Source organism: Actinomadura sp. NPDC047616 (assembly GCF_040642915.1).
GTDB classification, from domain to species: Bacteria; Actinomycetota; Actinomycetes; order Streptosporangiales; family Streptosporangiaceae; genus Spirillospora; species Spirillospora miaoliensis.
Genome location: NZ_JBEYTB010000020.1, coordinates 1 through 25,969, shown reverse-complemented (window position 1 = coordinate 25,969; position 25,969 = coordinate 1). Strand labels below are relative to the sequence as shown.

Sequence of the window (25,969 nt, the reverse complement as noted above, 5' to 3'; positions counted from 1 at the left end):
GGCCGGGAACGTGCGTGATGAGGACGCGGGCCGGCCGGACGGCTACAGGAGGGTCGCGGCTCGGACCAGGCCGGCGAGAGCCCGGGACCGGCTGTGCGGCGGCCACGCGATCACCGTCGTGACGGTCGGCGCGTCCAGCACCGGCACGGCGGCGAGGTCGGCGTTCAGATGGGCGCGGCACGAGTCCGGCAGGACCGCGGCCGCCCGGCCGAGCCCGACCAGCTGCAGCAGCTGCGTATGGTCCCGGACCTGCGGGCCGGGACCGTCCGGGTACGTGCCGTCGGGGCCGGGCCAGCGCGGCAGCGGCAGGTCGGGCAGCGCGGTGACGTCGTCCATCCGCAGGCCGGCCCGGCGGGCGAGGGGGTGCCCGGCCGGCAGCACCACGACCTGCCCCTCGGTGCGCAGATCCTCGGTGTCGAACCCGACCGTCGAGTCGAACGGCCGGTGCAGCAGCGCCACGTCGGCCCGCCCGTCGCGCAGCAGCCGTTCCTGCTCGCCGATCCCGCACAGGTGCACGTCGACGGTGACCGCGCCGGGTTCGGCGGCGTACGCGTCGAGCAGCTTCGACAGCAGTTCGCTGGACGCTCCGGCTTTCGTGACGAGGACCAGGCCGGGCTGACCGGTGGCGGCGAGGGCCGCACGGCGGGTACGGCGCTCGGCGGCGTCTACGGCGTCGAGGGCCGCTCGGCCCTCGCGCAGCAGCACCGACCCGGCCTCGGTCAGCGTGACGGTGCGGTTGGTGCGTTCCAGCAGCTTCACGCCGAGCCGCCGTTCGAGCTGCTGGATCGCCCGTGACAGCGGTGGCTGGGCGATCCCGAGCCGCTGCGCGGCCCGACCGAAGTGCAGCTCCTCGGCGACGGCGACGAAGTAGCGCAGCTCCCGCGTCTCCATGCCGCCACGGTACCCGTGCCGGCCCGCCGGACGCCGACGGTCACGAAGGCGGTGACGCTGGCTCGATACCCGGGCGGTATCGCGGCCCACCCAGACGGTGTTGGCGGCCCCGCCGGGGTCGCGCACAGGATGGAGCGCATGAGCGAACAGACGATCGCGCTGGTCACCGGCGCGAACAAAGGGATCGGATACGAGATCGCGGCCGGCCTGGGCGCCCTCGGCTGGAGCGTCGGCGTCGGAGCCCGGGACGCGGAGCGCCGGGAGGCCGCGGTGGAGAAGCTGCGCGCGGCCGGCGTCGACGCCTTCGCGGTGCCGCTCGACGTGACCGACGACGCGAGCGTCGCCGCCGCGGCCGGCCAGATCGAGGAGCGCGCCGGACGCCTCGACGTGCTCGTCAACAACGCCGCGATCACCGGCGCCGCACCGCAGACGCCCACCACGGTCGACCCCGCGACGGTGCGCACGGCCGTGGAGACCAACGTCATCGGCGTCATCCGCGTCACCAACGCGATGCTGCCGTTGCTGCGCCGCTCGGCGTCGCCGCGGATCGTGAACATGTCCAGCAGCGTCGGCTCACTCACCCTGCAGTCCACTCCCGACGCCGAAACGGGCCCGATCTCGGTCGCCTACTCGCCGTCGAAGACGTTCCTCAACGCCGTCACCCTCCAGTACGCCAAGGAGCTGCGTGACACCGGCATCCTGATCAACGCGGCATGTCCCGGCTTCTGCGCGACCGATCTCAACGGTTTCCGCGGCGTCCGCACCCCCGAACAGGGCGCGGCGATCGCGATCCGGCTCGCGAGCCTGCCCGACGACGGCCCGACCGGCGGGTTCTTCGACGACGCGGGGGTGGTGCCCTGGTGACGGGTGAGTGATCAGCTCGTCGTGGCCGCCGGCGCGTTCCGGGCGCCCCGGGGGCCGGCACGCCGGGCTGGTCACGACAGGAGGCCGCGCCGGCGCTCGGCGGACGTCGGCGTGTCCAGGCTGGTCCACTCCGGCAACGCCCTCAGTCCTCCGGCAACCGCCGGACCAGCTCCAGCAGGCGGTTGGGCAGGAGGCGGCGGCCGTCCTTGGCCCGGCCGCCCAACCATGCCGGCGGGCGCCCGATGGTGACTCGTTCCAGGTGGTAGAACTCCGAGAAGTCGTGATCAATGGTGCGGCCGTGCCATCGCAACCGCAGGGTGTACCTCAATTCGGCCAGGGAGTCCTTCCGGTAGGGGGTGCCCGGCGGGATGACAGCCCGCGTCCCCCGGGCGATGTAGAGCGGCGGGTGGTTGAGCAGGACGTCCGAGGGGTCGGTGCCCACCGGTCGTGGTCGTGGCCTGTGCCTGAGCATGTAGCGGATCTTGTCGTCGGGGGGCGCGTCGATCCGTGCGTCGAGGGCCGGGGCGTCATGGGGCTGTCCGGCGGCCAGGTCGTCCCCGACGAGGCGCCCGCTCAGCGCCGTGCGGCCGCGCGACAGGGCGTCGGCGAACGGTCCCGACGGGTTCGACCGGCCCAGCCGCTGGGCCTCGTAGTGGAGTTGCTTGAACGCCGAGCCCAGGGCCTCCAGCACCCTGCCGTGGTTGGCTCGGGGATCGGCGTCCGCTCCGGCCCCCTGGCGCCCCAGTGCCTGCATGATGCTGCGCTGGATCGGCGGGCGCTCGCGGGGGGCGAGGTGGCCGTCACCGAAGGCTCTCCACGTGTGTCCGAAACCGTTGTCGACGAGCAAGCCGTAAAGGCCCTCAAAGTCGTGCATGACCTTCGCCGCGAGGCTCCCGGTGATGCCCAGCTCGAGACGAGGTACGCGCATGTGCCCGGAGGAGAAGGCGTCGGACAGGAAGTGCGCGCCGAAGGCACAGAGCGCGATCGCTGTCGCCGGAATGGGGTGGGCGGCATACGGCCCGGCCGTCCTGGCCATGTGCTCGCGGATCGCTTCGAAGGCCCGCCGCTGGTAGCGAACGAATGTCGCCCAGTTCTGGGGAGTGAAGTGCGACTGGTTGCGCATCGCCAGCGCGGCGTACCGGCCATTGCTGGCGACGATCTGGAACGCGTCACGGCCGACCGTATCGCCGGACGGCCACTGCTCGGAGCTCCCCAGCCATGGGGCATGGGCCGCGATCTGGACGGGGGTCGGTGCGCCCTTGGCCTGAAGGACACGGGCGAGAAGGTGCGCTTCGCTGAAGCGCGTGGGGCCGCGAGCGGCCCGGAGGTAGGCGACCCGGCGCCTGGTCTCCCGCAGATCCGGATACGTCCCGGCGCGAACCTGGTCCCGGACCCCGTCCAGGTACATCGCGGTCTTTTCCAGCGTATCGAGGCTCTTCCGGGGGGCCGGGCGGACGAACAGGAGGCGCAGCAGGGCATGCGCCCACGGCTCGTCCGCGTCAAAGCCGCGCATCAGGTCGACCGGCGGGCTTTGGGCGCCTTCCGCGCGGCCGATCAGCTCGTCGAACGACCCGTACAGGTCACCGGCGAGCATGATGATCTGGCCTGGAGACAGCGCGACGGCGTTGCCCGCGAGCAGCGCCGCCCGCAGCGTCCGCGGAGTCCATTCGCTGCCCGGGGCGGGTGATTCCGGCGCGATGTAGTGCCAGTGTGGTTCGGCCAGGTCTTCGACGCCCGAGTACGGGTGCGGCCGACCGTCGCCCGCGGATCCCGGGACGGGGGTGACGATCCTCCAGTCCCTGAGCGGCCCGTCTCGGCGGCCGTCACCGAGTCGGGCCCGGGTGTCGATGAACGCCCCACCGGCCACCAACCCGTGACGGGCCCACTGGTCGACCATCGATTGGACCGATTCCGCGATCATGACATGCTCGGGTGAGTCGAACTCCGCGTCGTCCGGCGGCACGTCGCCGGAACGCGGCCAGGGCGTGGTGCCGGCCAGGACGGCGGTGTCACCGGCCCGCGTCCCGGCAGGAGCGCCGGGACCGTCGGCACGGTCATCCCCGGGTCCGTCCCCCGCGGCCGGTCGCGCCCGGATGAGCACCTGCCCCGGCGGCATCCGACCCGCCGCGTCCAGCACCCGGCGGAAGAGTTGTAGGGCTGGACGCCGGAATGAGCCCGAGTCGGTGACCAAGGTGTAGTGGCCGGTACCGCCGCGCTCCACGGGATGGGAGCCGTCGAGTTCCTCGCGGGGGATCAGAGCGGGGCTCGCCAGGACGGCCACATGGCCGAGGCCGGGTTCGCCCAGCGCCACGCGGACCAGGAGGTCGCCCGCCGCGGGCGGCAGCCGGGGGACGTCACCAGGCCGGGCGAGGACCAGGAAGTCTTCGGCGATGGCGGCGGCCCGGCCATCGCTCCGGTAGACGATCTCGCGGTACAGCCTGTCGGGATTCAGGGTGATCTGACGGGCTCGATCGGCGGGCATGGACGACGCCCTCTCCTTCACATCGGGATCGACTACCGGTTGCGCGCGGAGGAGCGGGACTTGGGTGGACGCCAACGCCACGAGATGTTCGATGTGGAGGGCACCGCGACCATCCCGCATCGGCCACGTGCCGTTGCTCGTCAAGGGGTCCGCGCTGGCCAGCAGCAGTTCACGGATTCGCTCGGCGTCCATCTGGCCGCCGGCTGCTTCGAAACAGAGCGCGACGGCGCCGGTCACATGCGGTGCCGCCATGCTCGTGCCCGATTTACGGGTCGCCAGCCCGGGGCTCGTGCGGCTTCCCCGCGGTGCCGACCGTGCGGCCAGGACCCGTACCCCCGGAGCCACGATCTCTGGTTTGAGGCGCAGGTCCCGTGTCGGCCCGGCGCTGCTGAAGCGAGCCAGTTCCCGGGCGGACGAGTGGGCGTCGTAGGCGCCGACCGCGATCGGCATCCGGCCATTGGCGATCGTCCCCGTCGTGTACGAGCTGTCGGCGTCCGCTGCGATGAAGCGTGCTTGGCACGACGTGCATGCCTCGTCTCTTTCCAGCCAGGCGTGGAAGGAGCCGTTGCGCACCCGCACTGCCCGCAGGGCGAGGGTCCACGGGCCTGCGGGAGCACCGGGCCACAGGAAGGCGTCGATGAGCCTGTCGCCGCTGTTCGGGTCGCGGTCGCTCCGATGGTAGATCCGGCCCACGACCTCATCGCCGTGCCGGACGTCGCTTTGCTCACCCGGGTGCACCCAAGGGCCCCGTTCCCCGGTCGGTGCTCGAAGCCGTACCGCGAACTCGTCGTCGCCGTCGTACCACACCTCGAGCTCGTTGCTCGTGCGGTCCTGCGGCTGGATGACGAACGTCAGCTCTTTGACCTGGCCTTCTTCCAACCGTCCACGGGAATGCGTGCGGCGATCGAAGTAGTTTCCCGCGCTGCCGACCACGAACCGGCCCGGTGCCGCGCGCAACATGGAGTCGAGTGCCAGCTCGACGAGAGTGCAACCGTTGTGCGGCCCCCCACACCGCCCGAGACTGAGGTTGATCACCCAAGGCCGGTTCGCCGCGGTCCTCGCGATGAAGTCGACTGCCTCAAGGATCCGGACGGAGTCGCCCATATTGGCCAGTCCCGTCGTGCCACGGTCAGAGAGATGGACGAAGATGAGCTCGGCCTCGGGGGCGACTCCCGGCGGGCCGTCCCCCCGGCCGTTGCCCGCGGCGATGTCCATGACCACCGTGCCGTGCGCCCCGCCGCCGCGGTCGGCCTCCGCCGGGTGGTACCCCAGCGCCGAATAGGGGCTGGCGGTGCGCAGCGCGGCGTCGATCTCCCCCCGCCCGTACACGGTGCCGTACCCGTACGGCTCGGGTGCCCGCGCTCCTTCCGGGCCGCGTTGATCCCACAGCGCGAGCAGTCGCGTCGCCCCGTCCGCACGCCGGATGCTCGGATGCCCGAAGTCGCAGCCGAAGTCGACGACGCCCACCACCACGCCCGCTCCGGTCGGTCGCACGCCCGGCGGCCGACGCACATCCTCGCGACGCGCATCTTCGGCCCGCGGCTGTCCGTCGGACGTGGAGGAAAGGGACGACTCCTGTGCCGAGCACCAGTCGCATTTCTGCCACTCGGGTCCCAGCAACCGGGGCGCCTTGAGGCTCAGCACACCCGGGTCGTCGTGGACTCGCTGAATGGCGTCCTTGCGCAGTCGGCACGTCGCGACGGCACCGAACCGCGAGACCACCCGCACACCGGCCACATCGGCCTCCGGACGGGCGAGACGAATGATCGCCTCGGTCTCGTGGTCATGAGGTACGGCGTCCGCACGGAGGATCTCCAGAAGGGCAGGGTCCATTCTCGGCGCCTCCCTACCGGTCAGTCCGGCTCCGATGCACCGTGGACGGCAGCCGGCGGCATCATTGCACCGTCACCTCCGCGGCCCCCCGCACCAGCCTTCCCTCCACGGTCACCTCCGCGACGATCGCGGTCCTTCCCGTGCCGTGCGCCGCAGCGGTGACCTCACCCTTGGCCTGGTCGACCGTCACGAGTCTCTCGTTCCGCGACCTCAACGTGATCCCCTCGACCGTGACCGTCCTGCCCACCCGATCGACGGCGCGGAAGTCGACCAGGGCCGTTTCCCCTCTGGCGAGCGTGGAAGGCGTGACGGTGACCAGCAGCCGATCGACCTCCGCAGCCTTGGGTTGCGCCAGCTTCTGAAGAACCGCGAGGGCCGCCACACCGACGGGGGCGAACACCCTCGGATCACCGGCCATCCCCGCGATGCCCGCGGGCTTGCGCGGCGGTTTCATCAGCAGCAGCGGCGCCAGCGGCGCGGCCATCCTGACGAGATCATTCGCCAGGATTCCGGACTTGCCGAAAGTATTCAGAACCTGGTTCACCAAGAGACTCGCGCCCACCGCCTGCTGGGTTCCGGTGATGCTGGCGCGCTGGGCGGCCAGCGCATCGCCGATCACGTCCGCCTGCACCTGACTCTTGACTGCGAGGTTGCTGACGTCGGCCTGGGTCCGTCGCACGGCGGCGGAAACCGGCACCGGACGCGCGGGACGCTGGAGACGCCGGGCCCGGGCCTGCTCGGCCTGACGGCGCAGCCTCGCCCGCCTGAGCGCACGGCGCCTGGCGCGTTCCCGCGCGCTGCCCTCGGCGGCGTCGATGTCGTCGCCGTAGTAGCCCCCAGTGTCGGTTTCGCCGTCAATGGTCTCGAGATAGTCCTCGCTCTCGGCACCGTCGCCGGCGAACAGGGAGTCGCTCTCCAGTTCACCAAGCCAGTTGTCAGTCACCCGCGTTCCCCTTTCGCTCGTTGTCTCGCTCGTTGTCCCGCCGGTCGTCCATGGGAAGCGCGGTCTCGGCGGCCACGGCACGGTGCCTGGCCACGGTCCGCAGGGCAGGGTGCACATAACAGGCGAACAGGCTTCTGTCCGGCAGCGCCCAGCCCGGTTCTCCGGCTCCACCGCACAACGGGCAATGAGCCCGCGTCCCCCAGCAACCGCAGGCGCCGAGGGCCGCAGCCAGCGCGTCGTTCCGGGCGCGGAGTTCCTCGTCGGGATGCGGCTCGTCTTCGCCCGCATCGACCAGCCGGGTCAGCCACGTGCCCAGCACCATCGCCATCAGATCCTCGGGCGGCCGCTCACCGTGACCGACGGACGTCTCCTCGCCCATCTGGTCCAGGGCCTGCTGGAGCACACGTCCCAGAAACCCCCAGGGATCGGCGGCCAGGCGCTGCAGCAGCAGACCGGGATCCAACGCGCCTTCCGCCGTCATCGCTCGTCCACCGCCTCGGTCAGATACTGGTTCTCCGCTTCGAGAAACGTGACATAGAGCGCCTGGGCTCGATCTTCGGGTACAGCCGGATCCACGCGGGGTCCGCCTTCGCCGTCGATCAGATAGGTCGCCTCATCGTCCTCGTAGAGCAGTTCATCCGCGTCTGCGGCGGCTTGGGCGAAAACGTTGCTGAGCATGCTCATCACCGCACCTACGGGAACCCCGTCGACGGCCTTGCGCCCGTGGCCGCCCAGCGCAAGGGCGAGCAGGCTCTTGAGCACCTCGGGCTGCTGGGTGAGCACGAGCCCCTGCGCGGCGGCGGCCGAACCTCCCGCCACGGCAGGCGTGGCGCCCGCGGCCGGCTCCAGCCGGGCGGCCTTCCCGTTCGCCGGTGAGCCGGCCTTCTTCGTGGCCGGCAGCGCCTTGGCCGCCGCGTTACCCAGCCCGGTCCCGACCGCGGTCCCGGCGGGGCCACCGAGGTACGCGCCGACCGCCCCGCCGGCAACGGGCAGCGCGGCCTTCGCGACCTGTCCCAGGGCAGGGTCCCGCAGCGCGTGGGCGGCGCCCTTCTCGATCTGAGACAGCGCCTTGGTCAGGTTGAAGGCCTCCGCCGGAGCGAGGGACTCCAGCACGTTGAAGAGCGCGTCTTCCACCTCTTCGTCGGCCGCCCGCGCATAATCCTCATGCAGGACACCGCGAAAGGTCTCACTCAACCCCGCGATCTCTTCGTCGATCTCCTCGTCGAAAGACCAAGGGGAGATGTACTCCTCCGGGAAATACATCTCCTCGACATCGGACGGCTCATCCCGCCCGTCCAGGATGCGACCACTGACGTTCAAGATGACTCCGCCAACCTTCTTCACCCCTACGACATGCGCCAGATCGGGTGCGGGCATCCCAAAACGGCTCACGGGGACTTCACTGGGACATGTGCCGTCTGAACGGCAGGATCTAACGACCGCCATGGGCAGCAGACCCATGACGGCGTGCAGTGACCTTCCCTTTCGCAGGGAAGGCAACCTTACCCAAGGCATTCGGCACGCAATGGTGTCGCCAAGACTCGAGTGGCGCCGCATCGCCGCCGCCCGCGTCCGCGAGATCCGCACTACGTGTCGGACCGCAGAGAGCCGGTCGGCGTCGCCCTGGCCACCGCGCCACCAAGGCCGACGGCGGCGAAGCCTTTCCGTGTGCGCGCGCCCCGGGCGAAGCCGCGCGGCATCCACGGTCGACGGGCGGCCTGAGGGTGCTCGTCCTCGGCGGCCGGCGTGGTTCACGGGTCAGGCGTCGTGCCGCCGCTGGGCGGCCAGTTCCTCGTTCATCGCGACCAGGAACCGCATGCACCCGGGCCGCGCGGGCGGTGCCCGGCGTGGCGTCCGCCGCGCCTGTCGGCGAGGCGGGGCGGCCCGGCGGCGCGCCGCTGGTGGTGGACGGCCGGGTGCGCATCGACGTCACGCTCACCGGCGCGTCCGACGGCGAGGCCGCCAGGCGGACCGTCGAACGCCTCCGCGCGGCCGTCCACGCCGTCCCGTACGCCGGCGCGATGGTCGGCGGGCGCACCGCCCAGCAGATCGACACCCAGGACACCGCCACCCGCGACCGCAACCTGATCGCGCCGGTGGTGCTGGCCGTCATCCTGGTCATCCTGTTCGCGCTGCTGCGCGCCGTGCTGCTGCCGCTGCTCCTGGTCGCGACGGTCGCGCTCGGCTACTTCGCCACCCTCGGCGTCACCGCGCTGGTGTTCCAGGGGCTGCTCGGCTTCAGCGGCACGGACGCGTCCGTGCCCTTGTACGGCTTCGTGTTCCTGGTCGCGCTGGGGGTGGACTACAACATCTTTCTGATGACCCGGGTGCGGAAGGAGGCGCTGCGACACGGCTCCCGGGAGGGGATCCGGCGCGGGCTGACCGCGACCGGCGGCGTGATCACCTCCGCCGGGGTGGTGCTGGCCGCCACGTTCGCGGCGCCGGTGGTGATCCCGCTGGCGTTCCTGGCGCAGATCGCGTTCATCGTCGCGTTCGGCGTGCTGCTCGACACCCTGGTCATCCGCTCGCTGCTGGTGCCCGCGCTGGCCCGCGACATCGGCCCCGCCGCGTGGTGGCCGACTCCACCGGACAAGGTCCCGGCCACCGCGAGACCGCCTGAGTCCACGACCTCGGCATGATCACGCGGTGGCCGCTCCACGTCACACCACTACGCGCAGCGGGCGGGTGAGGCGGGTCAGGAAAGGATCGGCATGGCTCAGGCGGCGCGGCCGGCTTTGAGCGCAGCCGCGATGTTGACGGCGCGTCGGGCCTGGTGGCGGGCCGCCTCCAAGGTGACGTCGTCGGGCGGTCCACCGCCCGCCACGTGGGAGGTGCCGTAGGGGTTGCCCGACTTGAACTGGACGGGGTCGGTGTAGCCGGGGGGCACGATGATGCCGCCCCAGTGGTAGAAGGTGTTTCCCAGCGCCAGGATGGTGGACTCCTGTCCGCCGTGGGGCGTGTTGCTGGCGGTGAAAGCCGAGTACACCTTGTCCGCGAGCCCGCCGTTGAACCACAGCGCACTGGTGCTCTCCATGAACGCCCTGAGCTGGCTCGCCGGGTTGCCGAAGCGGGTGGGAGTGCCGAACAGCACCACGTCGGCCCAGGCCAGGTCGTCCAGGTCGGCCTGGGGGACGTCGGCGGTGTCCCGGAGGTGTTCGGCCCACGCAGGCCTGGAGTTGATCACCTCCGGTGGGGCGGTTTCGGCGACCTTGCGCAGTCGCACGTGTGCACCGGCCTTCTCCGCGCCCTCGGCGGCGGCTCGGGCCAGGGCGTGCAGGGTGCCGGTGGCGCTGTAGTAGATGATCGCGGCGTTCACGGGTTCCATGTCGCTGGGCTTTCCTCTTCACGGGATGGCGTGTTCGACTCAGCAGTACGACGACGCAGCACGCCGGAATGTGAGCTCCGCGCCGACGTCGGATTCCACGCAGCCCGTCCTTGGAGGCGGGCCCGGGACGGGGAACCAAGCGCCACTCAGTTTCAATGTCAGTGACACACCTCAGCTGAACACAACCCATGAAGGCATGCGTAGTCCCGCGGCGGCACGCTCCGACGATCCTGATCGGCCGCCTGGGGCGGGTCAGGAACCGGGCTTCGGCGAAGGTGCGGTCAGGCCGGCGGTGATGAAGGCGATGACGGTGCCGGACTCGGGGAGCGACGCCGTGGCGGTCGGGGAGGACGCCAGCGGGCGTCCGTAGATCTCCAGGAGCAGGACGAAGACCAGCCGCCAGCGTTCGGCGATCTCGCGCACCGACAGTTGCGGCATCGCGCGTCCGAGCATGACCTCGAACGGGACCGGGCCGAACCACGGCGAGGTGCTCGGCAGCCGCCATGCCGGCAGCACCGAGCGGGCCAGCAGATGGCACAGCATCCGGCCCTTCTCCGTCCGCGCCAGCTCCTCGAACGGCTCGACCAGCGCCGTCACCAGGTCCGCGACATCGAAGGGCGGACCGTCGTCGTCGCCGGCCTGGGAACGGCGGGCGATCGCCTCCAGCCGGTCCGACCACAACGGCAGCAGCTCCCGCTCCAGCAGCGCCAGGACCAGCCCCTCCCGCGACCCGAAGTGATAGTGCACCGCACCCGGGTTCAGCCCCGCCTCGGCGTTGATCGCACGGACCGACACCTGGTCGACGCCCTTCGCCAGGAACAGCCGCTCCGCGGCCGCCAGCAAACGATCTCGCGTCGAGACGGGTTCCTCTGCCATGCGCACATTGCATCACAGACGGTGGAAGCACGGTCCAATCAATGATTGGCTGATGTGAGCCGCCGTCGTCACCCAAACCTGTCCGCGGCGTCTCGCGAGGAGAGTCGAGCATGGGAACCTACGCCGTCACCGGATCCGCCTCGGGCATCGGCGCCGCCGTCGTCGCGAACCTCACCGTCGCTGGGCACACCGTCATCGGGGTCGATCTGCACGACGCCGACGTCACCGCCGACCCGGGCACCTCCGACGGTCGCGCCAATGCGGTCCAGGACATCCTGGCGAACAGCGGCGGCACACTCGACGGCGTCGCCGCCGTCGCCGGCGTCGGCCCGAGCGTGCCGGACGCGGCCGCGGTCATGTCCATCAACTACTTCGGGCCAGTGGCGCTGCTGGAAGCGCTGCGACCGGCCCTGGAACGCTCGGGCGCCGGCCGCGCCGTCGTCATCGGATCCAACTCCGCGACCACCGTGCCGCTGATCGACGACCGCCTGGTGGAACTCGCCCTCGCCGGCGACGAGGACGCCGCCCGCAAGCACGCCCGCGCGGCACAAAACGCCATGCCCCGGGAGGTACTCGACATGGCGCCCAGCATCTCCGCTTACGCCTCGTCCAAGTTCGCCCTCGCCCGCTGGGTGCGCCGCACCGCCGTCATCCCCGAGTGGGCCCGGCGCGGCGTGCTCCTCAACGCCATCGCGCCCGGCGCGGTGCTCACCCCCCTCATGCTCGGCTCCACCGGAAACACCACCGAGCCGGACGCCGACGAATTCCCCACGCCGATGCCGCTGGGCGTCTTCGGACACCCGGAGGACATCGCCTTCTGGGTCCACCAGTTCCTCAGGCCCGAGGCCCGCTACACCACCGGCGCGATCCTCTACGTCGACGGCGGCACCGACGCCGCCATGCGCCCCGACGCCCAGCCGACGGCGATGACCCTCTGACCTGGCACGAGAACGGCCAGACCGCCCAAAGAACGCGCCGGGCGCCGTCGCAGATCACGTGGTGCCGCAGCGATCGACCGCCCCTCTCCCGGGGCGTAGTGAAGCCGACGACGCAGACATCGGGCAGCGTGCCGTCCCGCAGGAGGTTGACGCCCTGCTCGGGGACCACGAGTCGGATTCCTTAGTCTTTCAAGCGGGACGCACCGGACTGGGCACGTCCTTGATCATTCGTTCATGGCGTAGCGCCTTCTCGCCTGGTTTCCTCCTCACGCGAATGAGGATGAACAGTTAGGCCGCTGCGGCCGGAGCCGTGGTATGAACAGCATGCGGCTGACCGCCGTCTTGCCCGGCAGTGCAGCGGCGCCGCCCCCCTCGGCGCCGGGTCGCCGCGTGCCGTCGTCGAGATGGATGTTCACGTCCTCGCCGAGGCAGACGAGTTCCGCGCGGACCCGGTCATGAACCTGGACAAGTTGGTCGCCGGACGTCACCAAGCGCCTGAGGGACGGATTCCGCCATTACCACGTGATTCTGAAGATCATTCTTTCCCTCAGTCAGAAGCACTTAACTCGGACTGTTGCGGCACCGCTGCTTTCTTCGCCGATCAGGGCCGTGCGCACGGCTTGCCAATGTACGCTGATCGTGAGATATGGAGTACGGAGCGTGCTTTTCGCTCTTCGTCACGTCGACCACTGTTAGGTGACATGCTGGGACTCTCTGGTGCCGCCTGGGCGTACATCTGTGTTGTGGCGGCGTCGGCGGCGGGCCTCATCGCCGCCTCTGCCTTCGATTCTCTGGACTGGGGGACGCTGGCCGGGCTGGTCGTGCTGTTTCTGATCTGCGACTCGCTTCCGGCGCGGCTGAATGTCGAGGGCGCGCGGGTGTCGCTGAGCTTCGCCGCGAGCCTGGCATCGGTGGTGCTGCTCGGTGCGGTCGGCGCCGCACTGGTCGGCGCGAGCGCCGTGGCGACCGGGCAGCGGCTGTCCGCGCCCGTCAAGCGTGTGTTCAACGGGGCCCAGTTCGCCCTCAGCGGCTACACCGCCGGCATGGTGTTCGACCTGCTGGACGGTGACCTGTTCCACCCCGGCCAGGTCGGGTGGGTGGGGCAGGTCATCGGCCCGTTCCTGGGCGCGCTGGTGGTGTTCGTGACGGTGAACCTGGCACTCATGGCGGGAATCCTGCTGCTCAGTGGGCAGGCCTCCGCCGAGGAGCTGCTGCGCGAGAGCGGCCAGCTCGCCGTCGGGTGCCTGGGATACGGCATGCTGGGCCTGCTCATCGCCGGCCTGTGGGAGAGTGCCGGGTCGTTGAGCGCGGTGCTGGTGCTGCTGCCTGTTCTCATCGCGCGGTGGGCGTTCCAGCAGACCCACGAGCAGCGGCGGGCGTACGCGGCGACCTTGGCCGCGCTGTGCCAGGCGGTGGAGACCAAGGACCCCTACACGCGCGGGCATTCGGAGCGGGTCTCGCGCGGCGCGGTGATGATCGCCCGCCAGATCGGCATGCGCGCCGACCGGGTCGATGCGCTGCGGTTCGCCGGGATGGTGCACGACGTCGGCAAGCTGGGCATTCCCACCAAGATCCTGCAGAAGACGGGGAAGCTGACCGACGAGGAGTTCACCGAGATCCAGTTGCACCCGATGCGCGGGCTGCAGATCGTCCAGGAGATCGGGTTCCTGGACGAGGCGCTGGCCGGAATCATGCACCATCACGAGCGGCTGGACGGGCGCGGCTATCCCCTGGGACTGGCCGGCGAGGAGATCCCCGAGTTCGCCCGCGTGATCGGGGTGGCGGACGCGTTCGACGCGATGACCTCCAACCGCTCCTACCGTGGTGCGTGGTCGCTGGAGGAGGCGGCCGAGGAGCTTCGGCGCTGCTCGGGCACCCACTTCGATCCGGTGGTGGTGGACGCCTTTCTCAGCGCCCTGGAGCGGCACGGCTGGAACCGGCCGGAGTCGGCGAGCACTGGACAAGGGCAGGGCGGAAGCGTCGACCGGAAGTGATGTGACGCCCAGCGCGCCCGCCTGGCGACGATCGTCCTGGCGTTGCTCGTCTCCACCGCGTTTCGGCTCGCGCACGATGCGGAGGCCCTACGCAGGCACTGACGTTCTCGGCGACCGGTCCGCTTGTCAACGGACTTCCGTCCCGCTCGTACGGCCGCTCACAGCCACTCGGCAGCGGAACGGCGCCACAGGAGGACGACGCTGCCGTCAGACGTGGGCGTCGGCGATGGCCGCCAGCACACGTTCGCGGGCGCAGTCGGCGCTGACCAGGCCGATCAGGACGTAGTAGGCCAGTCCCTCGGTGAGCGCGACCAGCTCCATGGCGGTCTCGCGCACATCGCCCGGGGCGACGCGCCCCGCCGCCTGCTCCTTGCGCAACAGGCCGGCGATCTGCTGGTGGAAGGTGACGTACTCGGCGCGCAGCCGGTCGGCGATGGCGGCGTCGGACAGGGCCAGGGCGGTGAAGGACTGGCGGACGCGCATGTGCAGCCGCGTCGCCGCGTCGTAGGGGACGAGTTCGGTCAGCACCGCGGTCAGCACCGCGCGGGGGATCGGCCTCCTCCAGCTCCTCCCCCACCTTCGCCCTGATCCGCGCGCTGCTCTGCTCGTTGGCGCGATCGAAGGCGGCGGCGATCAGTTCGTTCTTGGTGGGGAAGTAGTGCTGGACCCGTCCGGCCGACACACCGGCCTGCGCGGCGACGGTCGTCAGCGACACCGCGGGCAGCGGTCTGGTTCAGCGCCCGCGCGCTCAACCAGTACTCGCGCCGCACCCGGCCGTCGATCACCGGCTGGAACGAGGCGCTGCTCTGCGTCTCCTGCGACACGAAAATGCGCGGCCGATCCGGCGAAGGCACACCCGCTCCCCTACCAGCCAGCCGCCGCCTCCCACGGGCCGGCCGACGCTCCGCACTTGCCCGCTGACCAGGTCTCGCCGTCAACGTAAGTCCTGCTTGGGCACCCTGCTCTGCTCCGAATCGCGGGCGGCCGAGAGCGCCTTCGCGCCTTGACATCGGGGGCCGCGTCGCCGCCCGGATCGGTATGGATGGCCTTCGGGCGGGTAGCCGCTTTTGAAGGCGTTCGCCCGCTGTGACACCGAAGCTGGGGAGAGGACGATGAAGCAGCAGGTCAGCGACTACATCCTCGGTCGGCTGCGCGAGTGGGGGGTCCACCGCGTCTACGGCTATCCGGGGGACGGGATCAACGGTCTGCTCGGCGCGTTCGACCGCGCGGCGGGGGATCCGGAGTTCATCCAGCCGCGGCACGAGGAGATGGGCGCGTTCATGGCGTGCGCGCACGCCAAGTTCACCGGCGAGGTGGGCTGCTGTACGGCCACGTCCGGGCCCGGGGCGATCCACCTGCTCAACGGGCTGTACGACGCCAAGCTGGATCACCAGCCGGTGGTGGCGATCGTCGGCCAGCAGAAGCGGATGTCGCTGGGCGCCCACTACCAGCAGGAAGTCGATCTGCTCAGCCTGTTCAAGGACGTCTCGGAGTTCGTGGCGGTGTGCATGGAGCCCGCCCAGGCCCGGCATCTGATCGACCGGGCGTTCAAGACCGCGCTGACCACGCGCGGCATCGCCACGGTCATCGTCCCGGAGGATGTCCAGGAGTCTCCCGCCGTGCCGTCCCCGCCCAAGGAGCACGGCGCCGTCTACTCCAGCGTCGGCTGGTCGCGGCCGCGGATCCTGCCGAACGAGCAGGAGCTGCGCAAGGCCGCGGACGTGCTGAACGCGGGACAGAAGGTGGCGATCCTGGTCGGGCAGGGCGCGGCCGAGGCCGAGGCCGAGGCCGAGGTGGTGGAGGCGGCCGAGCTGCTCGGCGCCGGCGTGGCCAAGGCGCTGCTGGGACGTCAGGTGCTGCCGGACGACCTGCCGTTCGTCACCGGCCCCATCGGGCTGCTGGGCTCCAGGCCCAGCGACGAGATGGTGATGAACTGCGACACCCTGTTCATGATCGGCACCAGCTTCCCCTACGCCGAGTGGCTGCCGGACGAGGGCGGCGCCCGGGGTGTGGAGATCGACATCGACGGGCGGATGATCGGCATCCGGTATCCGATGGACGCGCACCTGGTCGGGGACGCCAAGGAGACGTTGCGCGCCCTCATCCCGCTGCTGGAACGCAAGACCGACCGCTCGTGGCGGGAGAAGATCGAGGCCGACGTCCGCGAGTGGTGGGACATCCTGGACCGCCAGTCGCACCAGCGGTTCGACGCCCTGAACCCGCAGCTGGTCGCGTGGGAGCTGTCGGGCAGGCTGCCCGAGGGCGCCATCCTGACCGCCGACTCGGGATCGTCCACCACCTGGTGGGCACGGCAGCTGCGGCTGCGCGACGGGATGCAGGCGTCGCTGTCGGGCACCCTGGCCACGATGGGCCCCGGCACGCCCTACGCCATCGCCGCCAAGTTCGCCTACCCCGACCGGCCGGTCATCGCCTTCGTCGGCGACGGCGCGTTCCAGATGAACGGCCTCAACGAGATGATCACGGTCAAGCGCTATCTGGACCGTCTCGGCCGCTCGCCGCTCATCTTCTGCGTCTTCAACAACCAGGACCTCAACCAGGTGACCTGGGAGCAGCGCGCGATGGGCGGGGAGCCCAAGTTCATGGGGTCGCAGTACCTTCCCGACGTGCCTTACCACAAGTGGGCCGAGCTCCTCGGGCTGACCGGGATCTACTGCGACGACCCCGCCCAGGTCGGCGCGGCCTGGGACCGCGCGCTGGCCGCCGACCGCCCGGTGGTCCTGGAGTTCAAGGTGGACCGGGAGGTGGCGCCGCTGCCGCCGCACATCATGCCCGAGCAGGCCAAGAAGTCGGTCAAGGCGACGCTGCGGGACCCCGAACGCGTGGGGATCGTCGCGAAGGGGTTCCGGCAGAAGCTGGCGGAGGTGTACGAGTCGCTACCCGGCCGCGGCCATTAGAGAAGCGGGCATCGCGCCGGGCCGGCTGACTGTGCCGGTCGGCCGCCACGTACGGGGGGACACGTGGTGAAGGGGGAAGGTCCGTGGGCGTTACCGATACCACGGTGACGGTGGACGGCCTGGAGGTGCACGCCTTCCAGATTCCCACCGACGGGCCCGACGGCGAAGAGACCGACGGCACGTTGACCTGGGACTCCACCACCATCGTCGTGGTGCTGGCCCAGGGCGGCGGACGGACGGGCATCGGTTACACCTACACCGACGTGCCGGCGGCGACACTGGTGGAGACCAAGCTCACCCCCGTGGTCGTCGGCGGGGACGCGCTCGCTCCGGCCGCGCTGTGGCGGCGGATGTCCGTCCAGATCCGCAACACCGGACGGCCGGGCCTGGGGGCGATGGCCGTCTCGGTGGTGGACGTGGCGCTCTGGGACCTCAAGGCTCACCTGCTGGAACTCCCGCTGACGGCGTTGCTGCCGTCCTTCCACGACCGGGTGCCGGTCTACGGCAGCGGCGGCTTCACCAACTACCCGCTCGACCGCCTCACCGCCCAGCTCGCCGGGTGGGTCGAGCAGGGCATTCCCCGGGTGAAGCTCAAGACGTCCCGGCATCCGGCCGACGATCCGGCGCGGCTGACCGCGGTGCGCAAGGCGATCGGCGACGAGCCGGAACTGTTCACCGACGCCAACGGCGCCCTGTCGCGCAAGCAGGCGCTGTACTGGGCGCGGCGATTCGCCGAGGAATGGGACGTGTCGTGGTTCGAGGAGCCCGTGAGTTCCGCGGACCTCGAAGGGCTGCGCATGCTGTCTCGCGCGGGGCCCGGCGGCCTGGACATCGCCGCCGGTGAATACGGCTACGTCCTGCGCGACTTCACCAATCTGCTCCGGGCGCAGGCGGTGGACTGCCTGCAGGCCGACATCACCCGCTGCGGCGGGATCACCGGGCTGCTGCAGGTGGCGGGGCTCGCCGCCGGCCACCAGATCGACCTGTCGGCGCACTGCGCGCCCGCCGTGTCGGCGCACGCCTTCCGCGCCGTCGAACGGCTGCGGCACCTGGAGTACTTCCACGACCACGTGCGCGTGGAACACACCGTCTTCGACGGCGTCCCCTCGCCCAGCGGCGGCGCGCTGTGCCCCGACCGCACCCGCCCCGGGCTCGGCCTTGAGATCAAGTGGGCCGACGCCGAGCGGTACCGGGTGCACGGCGCCGCGACCGGCGAATGAACCGATCCGCGAGCGAGCGGAGAAAGGATAGGCGGCGCACGCCGCCCGCGTCGGCGCCGACGCGGTGCGCACGTCCTGGGCCTCGGTCTTGAGCGGCCGGCCGAGTGCGCGTCCCACCGCGTTCCGGTCGACGTCCTCGGACTGCTGGGCCGCATGCTGGTTGGTCCCGCAGGCGGACGCGGCCAGCGCGGCGCTGACGGCGATGGCACCGGCCGCCAGGCGTGCGGCACGGCGCCGAGGAATGTGCGGTAGGCCCGCCCTATGGGAACAGGCCCTCACCAGCGGTGCGGGCCCCTGGAGTCCAGGGGCCCGGGTTCCGCCGAACCAGGTCAGCACTTCTTCATGCCGGCCGGCGGGTCGACGGAGGTGTACAGGTGGACGGCGGGGATGTTGCCCCACTGCTTGGTGCGGTCGCCGTTGGTCCAGTACCAGATGCGGTTGCCTCCGGCGTGGAGGTCGCCTTCGCCCCAGCAGGCGAAGACGCTCGGGCTTGTGTCGAGGTAGTCGACGATCCTGCTTCCGGTCGACCGGTGCTGGTACAGCGGCGCGCCGCGTTTGTTCTCGCAGAGGAGCTTTCCGTCGGAGCGGACGTGGCAGGTGCGCGCCACCTGCTTGGACGTGGCCGGGGCCGACTCCGTCGCCCCGGCGCCGCCCGTGGTCATGGCGATGCAGGCGCCGGCACCGAGGCCGAGCATCCCTACCTTCAACGGGCTGAATGTCATGGTGTCCCCCCAGAGCTGCGAACGTGACTGAGTGATTACAGAGTGTCACTGCACTGAATGGAGGACATCCGGGGAAACCCGTATCCGCACCCGTATGACTACCTGCGGTTATGGGGAATGCTGAGCGACTCCGCCAGGCCGCGCGGCGCGGCGCGGTGACACTGCCGGTGTCGGCGCAGGCGTCGACATCAGGGATCAGCCTGTCGTCTTTCTCTTCGCAGGCGTGTCATTTCGGGCAGGAGGGTGATCTGCGGGATGCCGGTGCGGGGATGGACGGTCACCTCGGCGTCCACCCGGTAGACCTCGGCCAGCAGGTCGGCGGTGAGCACCTGGCCCGGCGGTCCGGCGGCGACCAGGCGGCCGGCGTCCAGGACGCAGAGGCGGTCGCAGAACGCCGCCGCCAGGTTGAGGTCGTGCAGGGCGATGACGGCGGTGACTCCGAGCCGGCGCACGAGTCGCAGCGCGTCCAGCTGGTGGCGCAGGTCCAGGTGGTTGGTGGGCTCGTCCAGCACCAGCGTGCCGGTGCGCTGGGCGAGCGCGCGGGCGATCAGGACCCGCTGCCGCTCGCCGCCCGACAGCCGGTCGAAGGGCGCGTCGGCCAGTGCCGCGACGCCGAGGGCGTCGAGCGAGGCGGTGATGATGGCGCGGTCGGTGGCGTCGTCGCCCGCGAACGACCGCTTGTGCGGGGTGCGGCCCATCGCGACCACCTCGTACGCGGTGAGCTCGAAGTCGCCGCCGCCGTCCTGCGGGACGGCGGCCAGCCGCCGCGCCACCCGCCTGCCGGGTGTCCGCCACACGTCCTCCCCGTCCAGCAGTACGCGGCCGGACGTGGGACGAAGCGCCCGGTAGAAGGTGCGCAGCAGTGTCGACTTGCCTGCGCCGTTGGGTCCGACCAGGCCCATCACCTCACCGGGGGCGACGTCCACGGACACCTCGTGCACCAGGGCACGGCCGCCGACGACCACCGACACCGCCTCGGCGCGCACCGCGCCCGGCTCGTCGTCGGGCACGTCGATGGGGACGTCGGTGAGGACTCGGCCGCGAGTCATGACGCGGTCCTGCGGTGCATCAGCCACAGAAAGAAGGGGCCGCCGACCAGGGCGGTCAACACGCCGACCGGGATCTCCTCGGGCGCGATGAGGACGCGCGCGGCCAGGTCGGCGGCGATCAGGAACGCCGCGCCCAGCAGCGCGGCGGCGGGCAGTGCCCGGCGGTGGTCGGCGCCGACCAGCAGCCGCACCACATGCGGCATGATCAGCCCGACGAACCCGATCTGCCCGCTGACCGCGACGATCGTGCCGACGAGCACCGCGACCAGCACGAACAGCGCGGAGCGGAACCGGTGCACGTCCAGCCCGAGGGAGGCGGCGGCCTCCTCGCCCGCCAGCAGCAGGTTGAGCGGACGGGTCACGCCCAGCAGCACCGCCGTCCCCGCCAGCACCGCGGCGCCGGGGATCCACACCATCGTCCAGGTGGTGCCCGCCATCCCGCCGAGCATCCAGCGCAGCGCCGCCTGGGTCTTGTGGGGGTCGCCGGAGGTGACGATCAGGAAGCTGGCGGCCGCCGACAGCACCTCGGCGGTCGCGACCCCGGCCAGCACGAGCCGGACCGTCGTCATCCGCCCGCCCGAGCGGGCCAGCAGGTACACCGCGACCAGGGCCGTCAACGCCCCCGCGAACGCCGCCACCGGCAGCGAGAACACGCCCAGCAACGTCACGTTGAACACCACGACCAGTACCGCGCCGACCGTCGCGCCCGAGGAGATCCCCAGCAGCATCGGGTCGGCCAGCGGGTTGCGCACCAGCGCCTGCAACGCCATCCCGCACACCGCCAGCCCGGCCCCGACCGCCCCGGCCAACAGCACCCTCGGCAGCCGGACGTCGATGACGATCGTCTCGCGCACCGGTGTCCAGCCGGGATCGGCCAGCGCCGGATGCAACCGGTGCAGCAGGATGCCCCACACCTGACCGGCCGGAATGTTGATGGAGCCGATCGCGATCCCGGCCGTGGCCGCCGCCACCACCAGGCCGCCGAGCACGAGCAGCACCAGCGCGTATGGCACCCGCGTCCGCCGGGCGGCCGACCTCTGTGCACCGCCTGCGGCCTGTGCGTCACCGGCCTCCCGCGCGGCGTGCGTCACCGGAAGCGGTCCGGGTGCAGTTGCCGGGCCAGCGACTCCACCGCCGACGGTACGCGTACGCCCAGCACGGTCGACGACAGCGGCAGCACCGCGAACCGCCGGTTCCTGATCGCCGGTACGTCCTTCAGCGCGGGGTTGTTCAGCAGGAACCGTTTCTTTTCGGCGACCGGCCGGTCGCCGTAGTCGTAGATGACGATCACTTCGGGGGCGCGGTCGGCCACCTGTTCGAAGGAGACGTCACCGAACGTCTTGTCCAGGTCGGCGAACAGGTTCACGCCGCCGGCCCGCCGGATGATCTCGTTGCCGATGCCCGCGCCGCCGGCGGTGAAGGCCGTCCTGTCACCGCTGTCGTAGACGAAGACCCTGACCGGGGCGACCCCGGCGATCTCGGCCCTGACCGCGTCCAGCGTGCGGTGCAGTCCGGCGATCCGCTCCTCGGCCCGCTCCGGCACATCGAAGATCTTCGCGATGTTGCGGATCTCGGTGTCCATGGTGTCCACGGTCACCGGCCCGGACGCGCAGCCCTCGACGTTGAGGTAGGAGTTGATCCCGGCCTTGGCGAGGGCGTCGCGGCCACGCCCCTCCTTGGCGTCGAAGGTGCTGGCGAAGCCGCCGTAGACGAAGTCCGGCTCGGCCGCGAGCAGCGTCTCGAAGGACGGATACTCCTTCGACATCACCTTGATGGAGTCGTAGGCCGCCCGGTACTCCGGCAGGATCTCGTCATCGAGGTAACCGGTGGCCACCATCGACTTCTGCAGCCCCAGCGCCAGCATGACCTCGGTCGCGTGCTGGTTCAGCGACACCGCACGTCGCGGGGGACGCAGGTAGGTGGTCTTCATCCCGCAGTTGGTCATCGTCACCGGGAACCCCGGTGCCGCCTCCCTGCCGGAGGCGCCACCGGTGCCGGTCGCCGAACCGCCACAGCCGGCGACCAGCGACACCGACGCCAGCACCCACGCGAGCAGCCACCGAGCGCTGCGCGTCATCGGGACCAGGCCCCCTCGGCGCAGGCGCGGCACAGCGCCGTCACCAAGCTGAGAAGAGCACGACGAACGGGAACCGGCGTCGGACCGGCCATGCGTGAACGCACGCGAGCACCCTCTCCTCCCTGGGGAAATCCGCCCCAGCTCCAACGAGGAGGCGACGAGGTGAGTCTCCTGGCTCTCGGGTCGATGCTCGCTCCGGCCTTCCCACCCGCAACGCGGGCAGTGGCGTCATCGGAGTCCGCTCGCCGATCACAGTGGCGGGACCGCGCCGGATTCGCACCGGCTTCCTCGTTCCGCCGTCGCCTACCCCCACATACTGCCATGACTTCAACGGCCGGTGTCGGCGGCTCGTTCAGCGGGACGCGGGGGCCGGCCGGGTGGCCTCCAGCAGGCGCCGGGTCTCGGGGTGCTGGGCGGTGTCGAGAGCGGTGGCGGGGAGGTCGTCGACGACGCGGCCCCGGTGCAGGGTGATGACGCGGTCGGCGACGCGGCGGGCGACGCGCAGGTCGTGGGTGACCAGGGCGATGGTCATGCCGTGATCGCGGCGCAGGTCGGTGAGCAGCCGCAGGATGCGCTCCTGCGCCAGGACGTCCAGGCCGCTGGTGGGTTCGTCGGCGAGCAGGACGTGCGGGCGCTGGGCGAGGGCGCGGGCGATGGCGACGCGCTGGCATTCGCCACCGGACAGGGTGGCGGGGCGACGTGCGGCCAGGGCGGGGTCGAGGCCGACGTAGCGCAGCAGGTCGTCGTCGTAAGGGCCGGCTTGGGCGATCACCTGGCGGACGGTGTGGCGGGGGTCGAAGGACGCGAGCGGGTCCTGGAAGATCAGTCCGGTGCGGCGCCGGACGGCGCGTCGCCCACGGCCGGGCAGAGCCCAGACGTCACGGCCGTCGCGCAGGACGGTCCCGTGGTCGGGGCGGTCGAGCGCGGCGAGGGCGCCGATGAGGGTGGACTTGCCGGAGCCGCTGCGGCCGACGATGGCCACGGCCTCGCCGGGGGCGATGTCGAGGTCGACGTCGTCCAGGGCGACGGTGCGGCGCCGGCGCGACCGCAGTACCCGCCGCACGCCCTGGAGGGCGAGGCCGCCTTCGGTGGAGGGCTCGGCCGCCTGCGGGACGGGACGCGGCGCAGGGGCCGCTTCGGCGGCTTCGAGCAGCCGGCGGGTGAGGTCGGTGCGGGGAGCGGCGAAGATCTTGGGGGCCGGGCCGTGTTCGAGGACGCGGCCGTGGTGGAGGACGCGGCCGTGGTGGAGGACGGCGATGTCGTCGGCCCAGCGGGCCGCGGCGGCCAGGTCGTGGGTGATGAGCAGGACGGCGCGGTCGCGGGCCTGGGCGCGCACCAGGTCCAGGACGCCGGCCTGGGTGACGGGGTCCAGGGCGGTGGTGATCTCGTCGGCGATGAGCACGGGTGGCCGGTGGACGGTGGCCAGGGCGAGGGCGACGCGCTGTGCCTGGCCGCCGGACAGCTCGAACGGGTGGGCGGCGGCCAGGGCCGGGTCCAGGTCGACGCGGGCCAGTGCCTCGTCGGGGTCGCCGGTCCGGTGGGCGCGTACGGTCTCGGTGAGGTGCCGCCGCACGGTGATGGTGGGGTTGAGCGAGGCCAGGGCGTTCTGGAACGCGTATCCCACGTCGCGGCCGGGCACGGGAGGCCGGCCGTCGACCAGCACGGTGCCCCGGTAGGGGTGCAGCCCGGCGATGGCGCGTGCGGTGAGGGTCTTGCCGCTGCCGCTCGGCCCGACCAGCGCCAGCACGCGGCCGGTGGGCACGGTGAGGTCGACGCCGTGCACGACACGGCGGCCGGGGACCTCGACGGTGAGTCCCGTGACGGCGAGTCCCCGGTTCTCGGCGGTGGAGGTCACCAGGTCCTGCCTTCCTCCGGGCCGGCGATGGCGCCGGCGATGACGTTGACGGCGATGATGGTGGCCACGACGGCGGCGGCCGGGATGGCGACGGTGTACCACTCGCCGGTGAGAAGGTGGGACTGGGCCTCGGTGAGCAGGTTGCCCCAGCTGGGCCGGTTGGGCGGGATGCCCAGGCCGAGGAAGCTGAGGGTGGATTCGGTGAGGATGGCGTGCCCGACCTCGAACGCGGCGACGGAGGCGACCGGGGGCAGCGCGCCGGGCAGCAGGTGCCGCCACAGCACCTGCCATCGGGACAGGCCGAGGGCGTAGGCGGCGCGGACGTACAGGCGCCGGCGGCGGGTGCGAAGCTCGGCGCGGACGATCAGGGCGACCGGCATCCAGCTCGTCAGCGCGATCGCCGCGATCACCAGGCCCATGGACGGCCCGGCGACGGCGGCCAGGGCCAGCACGATGACCAGCAGCGGCAGCGCCAGCAGCACGTCGGCGATCCGCGCGATCAGCCCGTCCAGCCAGCGCGGGGCGATGGCCGCCAGGCCGCCGACCAGCATGCCGAGCCCGACGGTGACCGCGGCGGCGGCCAGCCCGACCAGCAGGGAGGTGCGGGCGCCGTAGAGCATGCGGGCCAGCAGGTCGCGGCCGAGCAGGTCGGTGCCCAGCGGGTGACCGGCCGAGCCGGGCGGCAACGAGGTCGCGGACGTGTCGGTGGCCACCGGGTCGAGCGGGGTGAGCGACGGCGCCAGTACGGCCGCCAGCCCCATCACGGCCAGCACCGCGACCGCGACGAGCAACGCCGGACGCCGCGGCCGCAGCCGCACGGCCAGCAGTCCCCGGGTCTCAGCCACCACCTGCGGGCTCCCCTCTGGCGACGGTACGGGCGAAGGTGCACGGACGACGGTGCGGCGTTCAGCCGGCATCGGCCTGCCCCGAGCGGGCGCGCGGGTCCAGCACGGCCACGACGAGCTCGGCGACCAGGTTGGCGGCGACCACGATCAGGCCGGTGACCAGCACGACGGCGACCAGCAGCGGGTAGTCCTGGGCGCGGGCGGCGGCGATGGCCTGCCGTCCCATGCCGGGCCAGGAGAAGATCACCTCGGTGGCGTACACACCGGCGATGAGCGTGCCGACGCCGACGCCGAGCCGGGCCGTGAAGGGCACGAGGCCGGGCCGCATCAGGTGCCGTGTCACCACGGTGCGGCGGGGCAGGCCGCGGACGCGCGCGTTGTGCACGTGCGGCGCGTCGCGCAGCCGTCCGACACCGGTCTCCACCAGCCGCACGTAGATGCCGAAGTGGTGGCCGAACGCCAGCGCGCACGCGGGCAGCACCAGATGGGCCAGCAGGCCGTAGGCGGTGACGGGCTCGCCGGGGCGGCTGACGCCACCGGACGGCATCAGGTGGGTCGCCGCCGCGAACACGTACAGCAGCAGGAGCGCGGCGACGAAGCCGGGCATGCCGCCCATGACGAACAGGACCAGGTCGATGCCGCGGCGCAGCCAGGTGCGGCGGGTCAGCGCGGCGACCAGCCCGACCGCCAACGCGGCGGCGAAGCTGAGCACGGTGGCGGCGGCGGTGAGCAGCAGCGTCCACGGCAGCGTCTCGCCGAGGGTGGCGGTGACCGGCCGGCCGGACATGTAGGAGGTGCCCAGGTCGCCGCGTACCGCGTGGGTGGCCCACCGCCAGTACCGGGCCGCGAGCGGGTCGTCCAGTCCCATCTGGGCGCGCAGTTCGGCGACGGCCGCCGCGGTCGCCGGTCGCCCGCCCGAGCGGGCCTCCAGGATCGACGCGGCCGGGTCGCCCGGGGCGGCGTCCAGCAGCGCGAAGCACACCATGGACAGGGCCACCACGACCAGCAGTGCCGTCGCCGCCCGGCGGGCCAGGAGCAGAGCCATCTAGATGCTTGATTCCAAGGGCGGAAGCGTGCGGATTGCCTGCGGACATGCGACGAGGGTGTCCAAGATCGATTTGTGACGAAAGACCTGGACAC

21 protein-coding genes and 1 riboswitch are annotated in these 25,969 nt (G+C 71.6%); of the genes, 6 read left to right on the top strand and 15 right to left on the bottom strand.

Annotated features, from left to right (window positions below; translation table 11 throughout):
• Nucleotides 1–42: 42 nt before the first annotated feature.
• Nucleotides 43–891 (bottom strand): LysR family transcriptional regulator, encoded by an 849-nt coding sequence (locus tag ABZ801_RS35545; protein ID WP_360706690.1) that lies wholly within the window; start codon nt 889–891, stop codon nt 43–45.
• A 129-nt stretch (nt 892–1,020) separates the two neighbouring features.
• Between ABZ801_RS35545 and ABZ801_RS35540 the strand changes: the two genes are divergently transcribed.
• Nucleotides 1,021–1,755 (top strand): SDR family oxidoreductase, encoded by a 735-nt coding sequence (locus tag ABZ801_RS35540; protein ID WP_360706687.1) that lies wholly within the window; start codon nt 1,021–1,023, stop codon nt 1,753–1,755.
• Nucleotides 1,756–1,897: 142 nt separating this feature from the next.
• On the opposite strand, the gene ABZ801_RS35535 is transcribed toward ABZ801_RS35540, so the two are convergent.
• From ABZ801_RS35535 to ABZ801_RS35520, 4 genes are all read right to left on the bottom strand, one after another.
• Entirely contained in the window at nt 1,898–6,070 is a 4,173-nt protein-coding gene (locus tag ABZ801_RS35535; protein ID WP_360706684.1) for a S8 family serine peptidase, read from the bottom strand.
• 61 nt (nt 6,071–6,131) lie between these two features.
• Nucleotides 6,132–7,013 (bottom strand): hypothetical protein, encoded by an 882-nt coding sequence (locus tag ABZ801_RS35530; RefSeq protein ID WP_360706681.1) that lies wholly within the window; start codon nt 7,011–7,013, stop codon nt 6,132–6,134.
• Complete coding sequence (locus tag ABZ801_RS35525) at nt 7,006–7,494, bottom strand: hypothetical protein (protein ID WP_360706679.1); 489 nt, start codon at nt 7,492–7,494, stop codon at nt 7,006–7,008. The genes ABZ801_RS35530 and ABZ801_RS35525 overlap by 8 nt, the downstream gene beginning before the upstream one ends.
• Complete coding sequence (locus ABZ801_RS35520) at nt 7,491–8,390, bottom strand: hypothetical protein (RefSeq protein WP_360706676.1); 900 nt, start codon at nt 8,388–8,390, stop codon at nt 7,491–7,493. The genes ABZ801_RS35525 and ABZ801_RS35520 overlap by 4 nt, the downstream gene beginning before the upstream one ends.
• A 470-nt stretch (nt 8,391–8,860) precedes the next feature.
• Between ABZ801_RS35520 and ABZ801_RS35515 the strand changes: the two genes are divergently transcribed.
• Nucleotides 8,861–9,652 (top strand): MMPL family transporter, encoded by a 792-nt coding sequence (locus tag ABZ801_RS35515; RefSeq protein ID WP_360706673.1) that lies wholly within the window; start codon nt 8,861–8,863, stop codon nt 9,650–9,652.
• 77 nt (nt 9,653–9,729) lie between these two features.
• On the opposite strand, the gene wrbA is transcribed toward ABZ801_RS35515, so the two are convergent.
• Together wrbA and ABZ801_RS35505 are read right to left on the bottom strand one after the other, a co-directional pair.
• A complete protein-coding gene (gene wrbA, locus ABZ801_RS35510) occupies nt 9,730–10,338 on the bottom strand; it encodes an NAD(P)H:quinone oxidoreductase type IV (protein ID WP_360706670.1) in 609 nt (202 codons plus the stop codon).
• A 252-nt stretch (nt 10,339–10,590) separates the two neighbouring features.
• The gene (locus tag ABZ801_RS35505; RefSeq protein ID WP_360706667.1) at nt 10,591–11,214 is read right to left on the bottom strand and encodes a TetR/AcrR family transcriptional regulator; all 624 of its coding nucleotides are present in this window, start codon (nt 11,212–11,214) and stop codon (nt 10,591–10,593) included.
• A 110-nt stretch (nt 11,215–11,324) separates the two neighbouring features.
• On the opposite strand from ABZ801_RS35505, the gene ABZ801_RS35500 reads away from it, so the two are divergent.
• Both ABZ801_RS35500 and ABZ801_RS35495 read left to right on the top strand, forming a co-directional pair.
• Nucleotides 11,325–12,152: an SDR family oxidoreductase gene (locus tag ABZ801_RS35500; protein WP_360706665.1), complete on the top strand. Its 828-nt coding sequence runs from the start codon at nt 11,325–11,327 to the stop codon at nt 12,150–12,152.
• 701 nt (nt 12,153–12,853) lie between these two features.
• Nucleotides 12,854–14,146, top strand: a complete 1,293-nt coding sequence (locus ABZ801_RS35495; RefSeq protein WP_360706662.1) for an HD-GYP domain-containing protein — start codon at nt 12,854–12,856, stop codon at nt 14,144–14,146.
• Between the two features lie 207 nt (nt 14,147–14,353).
• On the opposite strand, the gene ABZ801_RS35490 is transcribed toward ABZ801_RS35495, so the two are convergent.
• A complete protein-coding gene (locus ABZ801_RS35490; RefSeq protein ID WP_360706659.1) occupies nt 14,354–14,686 on the bottom strand; it encodes a TetR family transcriptional regulator C-terminal domain-containing protein in 333 nt (110 codons plus the stop codon).
• Nucleotides 14,687–15,258: 572 nt separating this feature from the next.
• Here ABZ801_RS35490 and ABZ801_RS35485 point away from each other — a divergent pair.
• Together ABZ801_RS35485 and ABZ801_RS35480 are read left to right on the top strand one after the other, a co-directional pair.
• The gene (locus ABZ801_RS35485; RefSeq protein WP_360706656.1) at nt 15,259–17,061 is read left to right on the top strand and encodes a thiamine pyrophosphate-requiring protein; all 1,803 of its coding nucleotides are present in this window, start codon (nt 15,259–15,261) and stop codon (nt 17,059–17,061) included.
• 83 nt (nt 17,062–17,144) lie between these two features.
• The gene (locus ABZ801_RS35480) at nt 17,145–18,281 is read left to right on the top strand and encodes an enolase C-terminal domain-like protein (protein ID WP_360706653.1); all 1,137 of its coding nucleotides are present in this window, start codon (nt 17,145–17,147) and stop codon (nt 18,279–18,281) included.
• A gap of 329 nt (nt 18,282–18,610) precedes the next feature.
• On the opposite strand, the gene ABZ801_RS35475 is transcribed toward ABZ801_RS35480, so the two are convergent.
• From ABZ801_RS35475 to ABZ801_RS35445, 7 genes are all read right to left on the bottom strand, one after another.
• Entirely contained in the window at nt 18,611–18,976 is a 366-nt protein-coding gene (locus ABZ801_RS35475) for a hypothetical protein (RefSeq protein ID WP_360706650.1), read from the bottom strand.
• Nucleotides 18,977–19,191: 215 nt separating this feature from the next.
• Nucleotides 19,192–20,052, bottom strand: coding sequence for an ABC transporter ATP-binding protein (locus ABZ801_RS35470; protein WP_360706647.1), 861 nt, complete (start codon nt 20,050–20,052; stop codon nt 19,192–19,194).
• Nucleotides 20,049–21,065 (bottom strand): iron ABC transporter permease, encoded by a 1,017-nt coding sequence (locus ABZ801_RS35465; protein ID WP_360706645.1) that lies wholly within the window; start codon nt 21,063–21,065, stop codon nt 20,049–20,051. The genes ABZ801_RS35470 and ABZ801_RS35465 overlap by 4 nt, the downstream gene beginning before the upstream one ends.
• Nucleotides 21,066–21,139: 74 nt before the next feature.
• Complete coding sequence (locus tag ABZ801_RS35460; RefSeq protein WP_360706642.1) at nt 21,140–22,129, bottom strand: ABC transporter substrate-binding protein; 990 nt, start codon at nt 22,127–22,129, stop codon at nt 21,140–21,142.
• A gap of 143 nt (nt 22,130–22,272) precedes the next feature.
• Nucleotides 22,273–22,455: riboswitch (cobalamin riboswitch) on the bottom strand.
• A 26-nt stretch (nt 22,456–22,481) separates the two neighbouring features.
• Nucleotides 22,482–23,984, bottom strand: a complete 1,503-nt coding sequence (locus ABZ801_RS35455; protein WP_360706639.1) for an ABC transporter ATP-binding protein — start codon at nt 23,982–23,984, stop codon at nt 22,482–22,484.
• The gene (locus tag ABZ801_RS35450; protein ID WP_344939762.1) at nt 23,981–24,832 is read right to left on the bottom strand and encodes an ABC transporter permease; all 852 of its coding nucleotides are present in this window, start codon (nt 24,830–24,832) and stop codon (nt 23,981–23,983) included. Before ABZ801_RS35450 ends, ABZ801_RS35455 begins: the two co-directional genes overlap by 4 nt.
• 58 nt (nt 24,833–24,890) lie before the next feature.
• On the bottom strand, nt 24,891–25,874 hold the full coding sequence (locus ABZ801_RS35445; RefSeq protein WP_360706636.1) for an ABC transporter permease: 984 nt from the start codon (nt 25,872–25,874) through the stop codon (nt 24,891–24,893).
• Between the last annotated feature and the right edge of the window lie 95 nt (nt 25,875–25,969).

Bases quoted from the DNA above. Each gene is read 5' to 3' on its own strand.
- ABZ801_RS35525 (WP_360706679.1), bottom strand. From the start codon at position 7,494: ATGACGGCGGAAGGCGCGTTGGATCCCGGTCTGCTGCTGCAGCGCCTG.
- ABZ801_RS35495 (WP_360706662.1), top strand. From the start codon at position 12,854: ATGCTGGGACTCTCTGGTGCCGCCTGGGCGTACATCTGTGTTGTGGCG.
- ABZ801_RS35500 (WP_360706665.1), top strand. From the start codon at position 11,325: ATGGGAACCTACGCCGTCACCGGATCCGCCTCGGGCATCGGCGCCGCC.
- ABZ801_RS35505 (WP_360706667.1), bottom strand. From the start codon at position 11,214: ATGGCAGAGGAACCCGTCTCGACGCGAGATCGTTTGCTGGCGGCCGCG.
- ABZ801_RS35475 (WP_360706650.1), bottom strand. From the start codon at position 18,976: ATGCTCGGCCTCGGTGCCGGCGCCTGCATCGCCATGACCACGGGCGGC.
- ABZ801_RS35470 (WP_360706647.1), bottom strand. From the start codon at position 20,052: ATGACTCGCGGCCGAGTCCTCACCGACGTCCCCATCGACGTGCCCGAC.
- ABZ801_RS35540 (WP_360706687.1), top strand. From the start codon at position 1,021: ATGGAGCGCATGAGCGAACAGACGATCGCGCTGGTCACCGGCGCGAAC.
- ABZ801_RS35485 (WP_360706656.1), top strand. From the start codon at position 15,259: ATGAAGCAGCAGGTCAGCGACTACATCCTCGGTCGGCTGCGCGAGTGG.
- ABZ801_RS35535 (WP_360706684.1), bottom strand. From the start codon at position 6,070: ATGGACCCTGCCCTTCTGGAGATCCTCCGTGCGGACGCCGTACCTCAT.
- wrbA (WP_360706670.1), bottom strand. From the start codon at position 10,338: ATGGAACCCGTGAACGCCGCGATCATCTACTACAGCGCCACCGGCACC.
- ABZ801_RS35545 (WP_360706690.1), bottom strand. From the start codon at position 891: ATGGAGACGCGGGAGCTGCGCTACTTCGTCGCCGTCGCCGAGGAGCTG.
- ABZ801_RS35445 (WP_360706636.1), bottom strand. From the start codon at position 25,874: ATGGCTCTGCTCCTGGCCCGCCGGGCGGCGACGGCACTGCTGGTCGTG.
- ABZ801_RS35520 (WP_360706676.1), bottom strand. From the start codon at position 8,390: ATGCCCGCACCCGATCTGGCGCATGTCGTAGGGGTGAAGAAGGTTGGC.
- ABZ801_RS35460 (WP_360706642.1), bottom strand. From the start codon at position 22,129: ATGACGCGCAGCGCTCGGTGGCTGCTCGCGTGGGTGCTGGCGTCGGTG.